Here is a 12,839-nt window from a genome sequence, read left to right as displayed (position 1 = left end):
TGTGGGGATTTGTGCCGCTTTCAGTGCTGAGTCGCTGTCTGTTAACCGTACTGGCACTGATGGTGGGCATGGGATGGGCGTTTCGTCACAGACGGGCACAAGGGACTGCCGTGCCTGATGATGAGTTCGCCGGTATTGATGTACATGGTCCGGTGGTGCTGGTCTGCGGCGACGGGGTGGAAGCGATGTTCGCCGGGCAGTCGCTTCGCAGAACGTCCGGCGGGTGCTGGTTGCTCTGCGGGGAGCCGGGGGCACTGTCCGCTCAGGTTACTCGTCTGCTCAGACACTTGCCAGCACTGGCGGGGCAGTTATCGGTAGTGTACTGCTGCAAGCCGGACAGTCAGGAGGATGAGGTGGCCCTGCGGCTGTCGCTGAAAATCCTGCGCCAGCAGATTAAGCGGATAAAGGATGCGCACACGGTTTTGCTGCCGGTGGTGTTGCAGTGCCGCTTCGCCGGACCCGATACGCCCTGGTTTATGGTTCAGGGGACGGAGGTGAATGCCTGTGCAGATGACGGCGAGGTGTATGCCTCCAGTGAATGGCAGAAGCAGGATAATCACATGGGTTGTATCCCGCTGTTGTCGCAGGCGATGGGATTTTGCCGGGACATCCTGCTCAGTGAGCTGACGCGTCCTGATGACTATTTTCCTGTGGTATCGCCCCTGGCGGTAGTGCTTCGTCTGAACACGCAGCAGGCTGAAGACACCTCGCTCTGGCAGCGCTGGCTGATACGTGTGGCGGCAGTACGTTACCGCCCCACCTCAGTGTCTGTCGGTGAGGCCATGACATTCGTGGATGCGCTGTTGCCGGTGCTTGCCCGTGCATCATCACCGGTCGGTCATTCGGTTGCCGCGCGTTATACGCTGGCTTTTCTGACGGGCTGCCTGCTGGCTGCTCTGGCATTTTCCACCGTTAACAACGCTCAGTTGATTAACAGCTCCCGGGATGTGCTCGCCCGGTGGCGTGTACAACCCCCAGCCAGCCAGTCGCAGGTGTTACCTGCCGTGACGCAGCGCAGGTTGCTGCTTGAACGCTGGCAGCGCCAGGGTGCACCGCTTCGCTACGGGCTGGGCCTGTATACCGGAGAGCCGCTGCTGCTGGCGCTGCAGCAGGTGGCGGATGGTGTGGTACCTGTTATGCCACAGGCTGCGCAGGAGCCTCCCCGGACACCGGCCACGCCAGCGCAAACGATACGTCTGGACAGCCTGTCGCTGTTTGCACCTGGACAATCAACGCTCAGACCCGGTTCAACAAAAGTGCTGGTGAATGCGCTGGTCGGTATTAAAGCGAAACCCGGCTGGCTGATTGTGGTGAGCGGGCATACCGACAACACCGGCAGCCCACGGCTTAATCAGACGCTGTCCCTGAAACGCGCGGAAGCGGTGCGCGACTGGATGCGCGACACCGGCGGCGTGCCGGAAAGCTGTTTTGCGGTGCAGGGCTACGGGGCAACGCGTCCCCTGCAGACCAATGACACGACGGCGGGCCGGGCGGCCAACCGTCGGGTTGAAATCCGTCTGGTACCGCAGGCCGACGCCTGCCGGATACCGGACACTCACCCTGCGTCACCAGGCTCTGGTGGCGCTTCTCAACATCAATAAGTAAAGGAATCAACAGTATGGCAATTCCGGTTTATCTGTGGCTGAAGGACGACGGCGGTGCGGACATCAAGGGCTCCGTGGACGTGAAGGACCGTGAGGGCAGCGTTGAGGTGGTGGCGCAGGAGCATAACCTGTACATCCCGACCGATAACAACACCGGCAAGCTGACCGGCACCCGTATCCACACGCCGTTCCTGTTCACCAAGGAAATCGACTCCTCCAGCCCGTACCTGTACAAGGCGGTGACCACCGGTCAGACCCTGAAGTCTGCGGAGTTCAAGTGGTACAAAATCAACGACGCGGGCCAGGAGGTGGAGTACTTCAACACCACGCTTGAGAACGTGAAGGTGGTGAAGGTGAACCCGGTGATGCACGACATCAAGGACCCGGCCAAAGAGAAGCACAACCACCTGGAGCAGCTTGAGCTGCGCTACGAAAAAATCACCTGGACCTACAAGGACGGCAACATCATTCATTCCGATGCCTGGAACGAACGCGCCACCGCGTAACACATCAGCAGACGGGGTTATCCCTGTCTGCTTTTTTTGCTGAGCGCCTGTCTGCGCGGACGCTCTGCAAAAAACACCACAATCCGGACCTCTGACCTGATGCGCTCTGGTCTCCTGAACACCAGGAAACAGCGAGGGGCGGTAGCGTGCCTGACGGTCACCGACACTGAGAAAAATAACATGGAAAATCCTGCCGTACTGCTGCGTCGCCTCAATCCGTTCTGCGCCCGGGCGCTGGAGGATGCGGCCACCCTGTGCCAGACCCGCGCCCATGCGGAAATCCACCCCGAGCACTGGCTGCTCAAACTGCTGGAGCAGGGCGAAGGCGACCTCACCGTGCTGGCCCGCCGCTATGAGTGGGACATGGACACCGTCTGGCAGGACCTGCTGACGTATCTGGACCGTCTGCCCCGGTCGGTGAAAAGCCGCCCGCAGCTGTCCGCGCAGTTTAATGAACTGCTGCGCCAGGCGTGGCTGTGTGCGTCGCTGGCGGGCGAAGCGCAGATACGTAGTATCCACCTGCTGATGGCCTTTCGCAGCCATCCGTCGCTGCTGCTCTGTGACGGCCTCTGGCCGCTGCTGTCCCTGACCGCCGGGCAGATAACGCAGCTGCGCCCGCTGCTGGATGTGCAGTCGGATGAACGCCCGGAAGTGCAGACACAGGAATCAGCTCTGATGGCGGGTGACAGTAGCGATACCGGCAACGGCAATGTGGAATTCGTGGGGCGACCTGTGGGTGCGGATGTCCCCGCAATAAAGGAAGGAAAACCCACCACCGCCCTGCTGGCGGTCCTTGACCGCTTCACCACCGACGTGACCGCAAAAGCCCGTGACGGCAAAATCGACCCGGTGTTTGGTCGCGACAATGAAATCCGCCAGATGGTGGACATTCTCTCCCGTCGGCGCAAGAACAACCCGATTCTGGTGGGGGAGCCGGGCGTGGGTAAAACCGCGCTGGTGGAAGGGCTGGCGCTGCGGATTGCCGAAGGTAACGTTCCGGAATCCCTCAAACCGGTTATCCTGCGCACCCTTGACCTCGGTCTGCTGCAGGCCGGGGCCGGTGTTAAAGGCGAGTTCGAGCAGCGGCTCAAAAACATCATCGACGCGGTGCAGCAGTCACCTCTCCCGGTGCTGCTGTTTATCGATGAAGCCCACACCATCATTGGCGCAGGCAATCAGGCGGGTGGTGCCGATGCGGCCAACCTGCTGAAACCGGCGCTGGCCCGGGGCGAGCTGCGCACCATTGCGGCCACTACCTGGAGCGAGTACAAGCAGTATTTTGAACGCGACGCCGCGCTGGAGCGCCGTTTTCAGATGGTGAAAGTTGACGAGCCGGATGACGACACCGCCTGCCTGATGCTCAGGGGTCTCAAGTCCCGCTACGCGGAGCACCACGGCGTGCATATCAGCGATGAGGCGGTCCGTGCCGCTGTGACGCTCTCGCGCCGCTACCTCACCGGACGCCAGCTGCCGGACAAGGCGGTGGACCTGCTGGATACCGCCGCCGCCCGCGTGCGCATGAGTCTGGATACGGTCCCGGAAGCCCTCACCCGGCTGGCGGCGCAGGAGAATGCCCTGGTGCTGGAAGAAGAGGCCCTGCTGGAAGACCAGGCGGTGGGTCAGTCAGTATCCGATACCCGGTTAGCGGAGATTGCGCAGCAGACCCGCCAGCTCACCGTCGAACAGCAGCGTCTGGAAGACCGCTACAACCAGGAGAAAACGCTGGTCACGCAGCTGCTGGAAAGCCGCAACGCTCCCGAATCACAACCACAGACTGCAGAACTGCAGCAGCAGTTGCAGCAACTTCAGCAGAACAGCCCGCTGCTGTGCCCGGATGTCGATGTACGGATGGTGGCGGAGGTTATTGCCGACTGGACCGGCGTGCCGCTCTCCTCATTAATGAAAGACGAACAGATGGAGCTGCTGCATCTGGAAGCCCTGTTACAGCAGCGCGTGGTGGGTCAGGACACCGCGCTCACCGCCATCGCACAGCGCCTGCGGGCGTCAAAAACCGGACTGACGCCGGAGAACGGTCCGCAGGGCGTGTTCCTGCTGGCAGGCCCCAGCGGCACCGGCAAAACCGAAACCGCCCACGCGCTGGCGGACGCGCTGTACGGCGGGGAGAAGTCGCTGATTACCATCAACCTCTCGGAATACCAGGAGCCGCACACCGTCTCGCAGCTCAAGGGCTCACCGCCGGGCTACGTCGGCTACGGACAGGGCGGCATTCTCACCGAAGCGGTACGCAAACGTCCTTACAGCGTGGTGCTGCTCGACGAGGTGGAAAAAGCCCACAGGGATGTGATGAACCTGTTCTACCAGGTCTATGACCGGGGCTTTATGCGCGACGGCGAGGGGCGGGAAATTGATTTTCGTAACACCGTGATTCTGATGACCTCGAACCTCGGCAGCGACCACATCATGCAGCAGCTTACAGAAAACCCGCTGACCACAGACGGCGAACTTCACGAACTTGTCAGACCTCTGCTGCGCGACCACTTCCAGCCCGCGCTGCTGGCGCGTTTTCAGACCGTGCTGTACCGCCCGCTCGGCGAAGCACCGCTTCGCACCATCGTGGCGATGAAGCTTGAGAAAGTCACCCAGCGACTCACCCGCCACTACGGCATCACCACCACCCTCGATGACAGCCTGTCTGACGCGCTGGCGGCGGCCTGCCTGCTGCCGGACACCGGGGCGCGTAATATCGACAGCCTGCTCAATCAGCAGATACTGCCGGTGCTGAGCCAGCAGCTGCTGCATCACCTCGCCGCCGGACAGAAGCCGCAAAACCTGACGCTCAGCTGGCACGATGAGGAAGGCATCGTGATGGAGTTTGTGGCCCCGGAAAAGGCGGTGAACCATGAGTGAGATACTGACCGGTCTGGCGGACCTGGCCGTTCAGACGCTTATCAGACAGTCCCGTTACCGTCTGGACGTGCATGAATGCCCGCATTTTCTGGATGTGCTGTCGTTCAGGGCCGAAGAATCCCTCAGCTCACCCTGGCATTATCATATCCGGGTGACCTGCGGGGCGGCGGATATCGCCTGTGATGCGCTGTTGCTGAAATTTGCGTCATTTACGTTTCAGGTGCCGGATTTTAACGGCAGGGCCGCCACCCCCCTGCGTACCCTGCACGGCGTGGTGCAGTCCTTCAGACGACTTTCCACCTCGGCGGATGAAACGACGTACCAGCTCACCCTGGTGCCGCGCATTGCGCTGCTGCAGTTCACCCGCCAGAGTGCCATTTACCAGAATGTTACCGTGCCGGAGCTGGTGGAGCAGATACTGCGCTCGCACGGTCTGGAAGGCCCTGATTTTGAGTTCAGCCTGACGCGGGACTACCCGGTACGCGAACTCATCACCCAGTGGCAGGAGACGGACCTGGCGTTTGTGCAGCGCATTTTGTCGGAGGTCGGGATTTTCTGGCGCACGGAGATGGATGAGAAACGCCAGATGGATGTTGTGGTGTTCATGGATACCCAGGCGCAGTATCTGTTCGGGACCCGGCTACCGCTACGTGCTCCTTCGGGGACCAGCGATAACGGTCAGGCAAGCATCTGGGCTGTCCGCACCTCGCATCAGGTGGTGAGCAACCGAGTCACCACCCGGGACTACAACTACCGGCAGGCGCAGGTACCTCAGGACAGCACGGAAAGCCTCAGCGGTGACGATGGCGTAACGACAGGGGATGTGTATCACTACGCGGAACCTTTTCTGTCGGCAGGGGATGCGGCTACCCCGGAGGCCGGGGCGTTTTATGCCCGGCTGCGCCATGAGCGTCTCCTGAACGCACAGCATCAGGTTACCGGGCGTTCGACCAGCCCGCAACTGCTACCCGGCCAGGTGCTGGAGAGCGACGTTTCCCTGCCGGAGAGCCTGAAAGAGGGGATGGTCATCACCCGTATTCGCAGTCGTGGCTCCCGGCGCAGCAGCTTTATTCTGGATTTTGATGCCATTCCCTACAGTGAAACGGTTTGTTTTCGTCCTGCTCTGGTCGTCCGTCCTGTGGTTGCCGGAACGCTGGTGGCGCGTGTGGAAAGTGAGACCTCGGGCGACAGCTATGCCTGGCTGGACCTCCAGGGGCGCTATCGCGTCCGGCTCAACGTGGACCGCAGCGACAGCGGTGCCGCAGAAGCGTACCTCTGGCTGCGGCTCGCGAAGCCGTACGCCGGATATGAATACGGCTGGCATGCCCCGCTGCTGGACGGTACGGAAGTGGCGGTCGCCTTTGATGCAGGCGACCCGGACCGGCCTTATATTGCCAGCGCCCTGCATGATTCAGAGCATCCGGACCCGGTGACACAGGACAACCATACCCGTAACGTGCTGCGTACCCCGTCCAACAACAAACTGCGTCTGGAGGACCAGCAGGCGCAGGAGCATATCAAGCTGGCGACGGAATACGGCAAGAGCCAGCTGAATATGGGGCATCTGGTCAACGCTGAGCGACAGGTCCGGGGGACCGGCTTTGAGCTGCGCACCGACGAGTACGGTGCCCTTCGTGCGGCGCGTGGACTGTTTCTGAGCGCTGACGAGCAGCCGAAAGCGCAGGGCCAGGTGCTGGAGATGAGCGCGGCGGTCAGCCAGATAACGCAGGCGAATAATGAAATGCAGGCGCTGCATGACGCAGCGCAGGCGGCCCAGGCGCTGACCTGTGATATCCGGGCCCAGAGGGCGCTGCTTGATGAGCGGCTCAAACAGCTGCAGTCTGCAGTACTGCTGGCGAGCGCCCCCCGTGGCGTAGCCTTCACCTCGGGTGAGCATGTACAACTGACGGCCAGCCAGAACGTGATGGTCAACGCCGGTCAGCACCTTGACCTCGGGGCGATGAAAAACGTCTCGGTGGCGGCAGAGATGTCGCTGGGGCTTTTTGCGCATAAAGAAGGTATGAAACTGATTGCCGGTCAGGGGGATATCGCCATCCAGGCCCAGCACAATACGATGGCGCTCAGTGCGGAGAAGCAGGTCACCATCACCAGTACAGAGGATGAAATCATCATCAGTACGCCGAAAACGCTGACGCTGAACGGTGGCGGCTCTTACCTGAAGCTGAGCGAGAATGGCATTGAGCATGGCTCAGAAGGGAAGATGATCATGAAGGTGGCTGAGTATCTGGTTCCTGGCTCGGGAGCGAGCCTTTCCGCAGATATCTCAGAGTTCGGCGTATCTACGCTGACGGAAGTGAAGCATATCGACAGCAAGTCATTTCACGACTGACGGAGGGTGGGGGCGTCATCTTTTAGTGGGCAGATAACGTGACTCAACAAAGAATCAGGAAACCAGCAGGATAAAACGAATCCCATTTTAAATTAGTAAATGCTGATGCAGAGCGAATGTTAGTGATTTATTAAAATAAGGCACCGGTGTTATATCATGAAAAATTATACAAAAATATTTTTGATACTCTTTATATTTTCTCTGAGTTTACGTGTTTCTTTCGGGGGGGGGCTCAACTCAGTTGAGACATTCAGGTCTCCTGAAGATGTTGTAATTGCGTTTTATACTGATTACCTGAGTGCATTTAACAATCCAGACGCCAGTGCAAGTATTGAGCAATCACAAAATGCTATTGATAAATACACATCCAGACATTTACAAAATGAACGGGACTCCGATGATTCAGGTGGGGACTATTTTATAGCTGCACAGGATATTTGCACTGACTGGATCAAGAATTTAAAAACTGAGAAATTAAACATCAATGACGACTCTGCTAACCTTGAGCTCACTCTTGGTGTTAATAATAGTGAGTCAAATTATGATGTCAGATTAAAACGAAAGGATGGTCGTTGGCTTATAGATTCCGTGAAATTTGAATCAAGAAAGTCAGAAACATGCAACCAGGATTAATGGTGAGTTAAATGTTTAATAAACTAAACGCCATTGCGGTGCTTAATACTAACGCGGAAATTATTGCAAGAAGTAATGCGGATCGCTATCGAAGAGGATTGGACTCTCATCTTAAGTATGGAAGATCTCAGTGTGCTCATTACGTCAAAGTAGCCTTGATTCAAGGTGGTTTGTCCGCAGGCAATTCAGAGATAAACTCAGCAAAAGACTATGGCCCATGGCTCATTGAAAATAATTTCGAACCTGTAGTAAACCCCACCACAGTTAAAAACGGTGGGGTTTACTCAATTTCAGGTCAACAAGCAGGGGATGTAGTTGTAATCCAGGCAGCACCAAACCATATGCATGGTCATATGGCGATGTTTGATGGTTCTAAATGGGTTTCTGATTTCGCTCAGGATAAAGGTTTTTATCCTGCTCAGGTATATCGTGATAATAATATTGCATATACACTTTATCGTTACACTGATGATGTCAATGAAAATCAAAGGGTTGCAGAACAGAAGATAAAAAATATAAATATTGTATGGCCGATCCCCTCCAACAGTAGGGGCGGAGAGTTTAAAAATAAGGAAGATATTCTTGAGCATTTGGCCGGAGAGCCTACGGGACTTTTTCTTGTCGGGCGTAGTGGGATGTGGCATCCCGGGATCCATATCACACAGGTCACGACCCCTTGGTGTGCGCTGAGCGGTAAAGCTGTCTCAGAGCACACTGATTTTCCTGTGGCGTACAAAGGGGAGCAGGCTGTGCGTTGTATGGCCGACGGAGAAGTCGTTGCCTACCGGATCTGCCAGGATTATCTATATATTCCATGGGAATCCGGGCCGCTATTGTTTTCCGGCTCATTTTTGCTGGTACGTCATTATATTCAGCCGGGAGAGACAGAAAAAAGCGGCCTGCATTTTTATACTCTCTATATGCATCTGGCCCCTTATTCGGCTTATGATGAACTGCAGGATAAACCCCTCTGGACCGTTCAGAATGCACTGTCGGTTTATCACCCTGACTGGCTCATGGTTGCGGCAAGCCATAACCCAGATTCAGTAAACAGTAGCTACCGGGCTGGAACGATCCCGAAAGGTGCCATTGTCGAATGGGATGAGTCTGACGACAGTCTACACGTGATGGGCTTCAACCAGCGCAAATACGGGCTGGTGACTTATCAGGGGCTGAATGAAGAAGCACAAAAAAACAATGTAAAAACATCGCTTAAAGCCGGGCAGCAGTACTGGATGCTGGTTGATAACCACAATATCGCTCCGGGGGCCGGTTCTGTGGTGCGGCCTGCATGGTGGCGTTCTTTGATGCCACCGGCGAAAGACAGCATGGTATTTGACCAGGTGGTATGTCCGGAGCCTTTCGCTATACACGCGGGTGATCCGGTTGGGCATCTGGGATATTATCAGTCGCCGAAAGATGGAAGCTATGTTTCGCGTTATCAGGTGCATATTGAGTGTTTCAGTATGGATGATAACCTGCCGCAGTTTCTCAACAATCCGGAAAAGGCCGGTGCTGAACATCCGCTGTGGCTGAAGTATTCACCGGATCTGGAGCTGTACAGCAAAAATATCCGGGCCGGAACGTTCGGGAAAGACGGCAGAGTGACCAACAGGGCCGGATTGCTGAAACTGAGCGACCTGAGAACAGAGACGGATACCACCACAAACCAGGAATACTGGCAGTTGCCCCCTGAAAATGGCTATGTTCCCAAAGGTCAGGCTCAGCCGGAATTATTATCTCAGTATGACCTGGGGAAACTGGGTTTCAGAACGGAAATTGTAGACCCTCCGAGTTTTGATTACCTTGATGGTAAAACCCAGCCAGTGGGGCTGGTGCGGCGTATTTTTGAATGGATGCTGGAAGTGGCTAAAAACGATCCGCGTCCCAGCCATGCAATGGCAAAACACGGTTACCAGTACCTGCTGAATAAGATTGACAGCGGGGAACCGTATTACTCTTCTGGAGAATACCTGCGGGCGATTCACCGACCGGACTACCAGGATGTTGTGCAAAAAGCGATAGTGAAGCATCCGAGCGACTGGTATCACAAAAAAGGCGATGCAATATGGCAGTCATTTCTGGAACCGTTAAAGAAAGAAGCACCGGAATGGAAGGCTTATAGTGAGGATTTTATCGACAAGATGGCATGGATGCAGGATGCGAGTAAGTTAAAACTGGGCCCATCGTTGTGGCATATGCATCCAATAATGTTTCTTGGCTATTTGAAGAGCCAGACGGTTTCCACGTACAGGAATTATACCCCTTCTGATGCTAAAGAGGCTTTAAGGGCCATTTATATAGAACATGGCTATAATATGGCTAAAATAATAGAGCAGCTTTATCGGGATGAAACTGGTCACTTCCAATCGACGCAGTATAAACGATGTGGTGCGGGTGGCATGGAGGTATCAGGTAGAAATCCTCAACCACCAGGATATGGTTGGAATGACTCACTATTTTCATTACATCCAGAATATACACCTATTGGAATTTGGTGGGCTTTTGAAAACAAAGGGTTAAGTGGTCAGGGTGGGAATCAGCAAGTAACAAGCAGGAAAAAAGGTTATATAATCTTCCCATCAGTTTTAGCTGCAATGGAGTATAAAATTGATTATATAAACAGAAATGGTGGTAATTGGGCGCGCTGGCACTCACTAGATCCTTCAGTACAAGAACATTATAGAACTGCAATTTCTAAAATGAGGCACCCATTTATCGATGAAATCAATAAAGAGGATAAATGAAAATTCATATCAAAATAATAATTCCATTGCTTTCCTTGCTTCCTTTGTCTGTCTCATATTCAGCAACTCCAGAACAATGTTATTCATACTTTACTGAGTTAGTGAGAAGTAGTAATTATCCATTCAATGACTGGGGTGTTAAACCGCGAAAAGTAAATTTAATAATTGATGAGGATGATAGTGAAATAATTAGAGCGAAACTAGAGGTTGATACTGATGGTACAGGAACAATAGGATGGATAGTGTTTGATAAGAGTAATGGCGAGTTACTTAACACGACTATCGATCCAGAAAAACCAATCAAACTAACTTATAATAGAGAATATGAGAAAGCTCAGAAATACTGTCTTTTAGGTGATGTTGTTTATCGGGTTAGAAGTAAGAAACGGGTGTATTTCTTTGATAAAAAAGACTCAGATATGAGACAAACTAAAACATTTATCATTAATGGAGATTATGTTCATATTTTAGGAATAGAAGGAGAGTATAGCAAAGTATCGTATCAAACAACATCAGGGCGTACAATCACGGGCTGGGTTGAATCAACCTTGTTGAGTCAAATCGATTTTAAAAACACCTGGTAAGCACAGGGTGAGACAATGAAATCTATTCGCATTTTTTTGATTTTTTAATAAGGAATTTACTCATGTTACCTATTATTCGTAAGGGTGATAAAACCACCCACGGTGGTGCGGTTCTCACTGGTTCAGAAACAATGAAATTTGGTGGGGTTGGTGTAGCCCGTAAAGGTGACAAAGTTTCCTGCCCGGTTAACGGTCATGGTCCCACCACGATTATTGAGGGTAACCCTGATTATCTTGATCATGGTGTTCCCGTGGCGTTTCACGGCCATAAATGCGGCTGTGGTTGTACACTGATTAGCTCCTTCTCCCTGGCAAAGGTGGGCTGAATATGCCTGTCTGGCTGGATGCTATTCCGGAGAAAGCGGCGAAGGTCCGGCGTCCAGACACCCGGCGTTGGCTGCTGTTTCTCGCATTTGTCATGCTGACTGGAATGATATTGACGTTCTGGCGATGGACGTCAGAACGTACAGGATTTGTTTTCTGGTTCGCCGCGCTGGGATTACCTTTTTGTTGCTGGGGCCTGATTTTTTCAGTCCGGCGTTTTGGTTACAAAGTTCAGCAGGTTGCCGCTGAGTCCCGAAATGTGGCACGTGAAGCGCTTATTGACCAGGAGATTCGTCGTGGACAACGCTGTGCCTGGATCCTCGCCACGCGTATCCAGCTCGCTGCCGGAAATAAACAAGGGCAGTTACTGTCTGCCATCAGCAAGGCTGCGCCCGTCGCGGAACTGTCACCATCACGGGGCAGTTCCGCACAGGTCAATTATGCCGCAATGGTTGATTTTCGACAGGATTTTCCGAAGGCGCTGGATGATGCGGTTAACAAACTGTCATCGAGTCTGGCTGGAGTGGTAAAACATCTTCCCCGGGGGATAGCCTGCTGGCTGTCGCTGGATTGTGACACTGACCTGGAGTCTGAGGTTAAGCCTCTTCTCATCAGTAAATTTTTGCAGGTGACCGGAAGCACTTTTCATCTTCTCTCTGAAAGAGGGGCAGCTGCGTTTGACTTCTGGCTGGATCAATGTCATGAGGTGCCGGGTATCCTTGTTGTTGTTACATTTTCTCTTCCGTCCATTCCCCGGGCGGGAGAGGCTGATGCTGTGACAATGATGGTGCTCTGCAACCGCAAATCGGTGGCATTTCCTGACGCACCTCGTCTCCACAGACCTGAAAAAGGTCGTAATACTACCCTCGTGAAAACCCTGAACAGAGCCCTGCTGTGGGCCGGAATTGATGCCTGCGCGTTACAGGCCGGGTGGAGTAGTGGCCCACTGCTGGAGACGGGAGCGAGCTGGAATACGGCCTGTGAAGAAAATGGACTGACATACAGCCTGTCAGAAAATAACGTTTGCTTCGATTCTATCCTGGGGTATTGCGGACAGGCGGCGCTGTGGGTTGCCGCAGGGCTGGCTGAAGCAGCTTGTGAAGCAAGTGGCCCTCAACTTATTGCTACCCAGCCAACAGCGGATATTGATGAGATTTGGGTCATGGTTATCACTAAAGAGAAAATGCATGAGGAACGGCAAGGGAATGTCTAAAGTAAAAGTG

Annotated in this window: 9 protein-coding genes; all 9 read left to right on the top strand. The window is 54.3% G+C overall.

The genetic code is table 11. The annotated features are described in order from the left end of the window. On the top strand, nt 1–1,601 hold a 1,601-nt coding region (locus AAIR21_RS26795), incomplete at its 5' end, for an OmpA family protein (RefSeq protein ID WP_434682686.1). A 17-nt stretch (nt 1,602–1,618) separates the two neighbouring features. Beyond that, entirely contained in the window at nt 1,619–2,110 is a 492-nt protein-coding gene (gene hcp / locus AAIR21_RS26790; protein ID WP_434682684.1) for a type VI secretion system effector Hcp, read from the top strand. 180 nt (nt 2,111–2,290) lie between these two features. Further along, nucleotides 2,291–4,978: a type VI secretion system ATPase TssH gene (gene tssH, locus AAIR21_RS26785; protein WP_434682687.1), complete on the top strand. Its 2,688-nt coding sequence runs from the start codon at nt 2,291–2,293 to the stop codon at nt 4,976–4,978. Further along, on the top strand, nt 4,971–7,328 hold the full coding sequence (locus AAIR21_RS26780; RefSeq protein WP_434682683.1) for a type VI secretion system Vgr family protein: 2,358 nt from the start codon (nt 4,971–4,973) through the stop codon (nt 7,326–7,328). Before tssH ends, AAIR21_RS26780 begins: the two co-directional genes overlap by 8 nt. Before the next feature lie 156 nt (nt 7,329–7,484). Next, nucleotides 7,485–7,961 carry a DUF3828 domain-containing protein gene (locus AAIR21_RS26775; RefSeq protein ID WP_434682682.1) on the top strand — a complete coding sequence of 159 codons (477 nt, stop codon included), beginning with the start codon at nt 7,485–7,487 and terminating at the stop codon, nt 7,959–7,961. Nucleotides 7,962–7,972: 11 nt separating this feature from the next. Continuing rightward, nucleotides 7,973–10,708 carry a hypothetical protein gene (locus tag AAIR21_RS26770; protein WP_434682681.1) on the top strand — a complete coding sequence of 912 codons (2,736 nt, stop codon included), beginning with the start codon at nt 7,973–7,975 and terminating at the stop codon, nt 10,706–10,708. Next, nucleotides 10,705–11,292, top strand: coding sequence for a hypothetical protein (locus AAIR21_RS26765; RefSeq protein ID WP_434682680.1), 588 nt, complete (start codon nt 10,705–10,707; stop codon nt 11,290–11,292). Before AAIR21_RS26770 ends, AAIR21_RS26765 begins: the two co-directional genes overlap by 4 nt. A 62-nt stretch (nt 11,293–11,354) precedes the next feature. Continuing rightward, nucleotides 11,355–11,618 carry a PAAR domain-containing protein gene (locus AAIR21_RS26760; protein ID WP_149330616.1) on the top strand — a complete coding sequence of 88 codons (264 nt, stop codon included), beginning with the start codon at nt 11,355–11,357 and terminating at the stop codon, nt 11,616–11,618. Between the two features lie 2 nt (nt 11,619–11,620). After that, a complete protein-coding gene (locus AAIR21_RS26755; RefSeq protein WP_434682679.1) occupies nt 11,621–12,829 on the top strand; it encodes a hypothetical protein in 1,209 nt (402 codons plus the stop codon). Nucleotides 12,830–12,839 lie beyond the last annotated feature (10 nt).

The organism is Enterobacter sp. PTB, assembly GCF_051130085.1.
GTDB lineage: Bacteria > Pseudomonadota > Gammaproteobacteria > Enterobacterales > Enterobacteriaceae > Enterobacter > Enterobacter ludwigii.
The sequence above is the reverse complement of the archived record's forward strand: the minus strand, read 5'-3'. Positions and strand labels throughout refer to the sequence as shown.

Bases quoted from the DNA above. Each gene is read 5' to 3' on its own strand.
- tssH (WP_434682687.1), top strand. From the start codon at position 2,291: ATGGAAAATCCTGCCGTACTGCTGCGTCGCCTCAATCCGTTCTGCGCC.
- AAIR21_RS26780 (WP_434682683.1), top strand. From the start codon at position 4,971: ATGAGTGAGATACTGACCGGTCTGGCGGACCTGGCCGTTCAGACGCTT.
- AAIR21_RS26765 (WP_434682680.1), top strand. From the start codon at position 10,705: ATGAAAATTCATATCAAAATAATAATTCCATTGCTTTCCTTGCTTCCT.
- AAIR21_RS26755 (WP_434682679.1), top strand. From the start codon at position 11,621: ATGCCTGTCTGGCTGGATGCTATTCCGGAGAAAGCGGCGAAGGTCCGG.
- hcp (WP_434682684.1), top strand. From the start codon at position 1,619: ATGGCAATTCCGGTTTATCTGTGGCTGAAGGACGACGGCGGTGCGGAC.
- AAIR21_RS26775 (WP_434682682.1), top strand. From the start codon at position 7,485: ATGAAAAATTATACAAAAATATTTTTGATACTCTTTATATTTTCTCTG.
- AAIR21_RS26770 (WP_434682681.1), top strand. From the start codon at position 7,973: ATGTTTAATAAACTAAACGCCATTGCGGTGCTTAATACTAACGCGGAA.
- AAIR21_RS26760 (WP_149330616.1), top strand. From the start codon at position 11,355: ATGTTACCTATTATTCGTAAGGGTGATAAAACCACCCACGGTGGTGCG.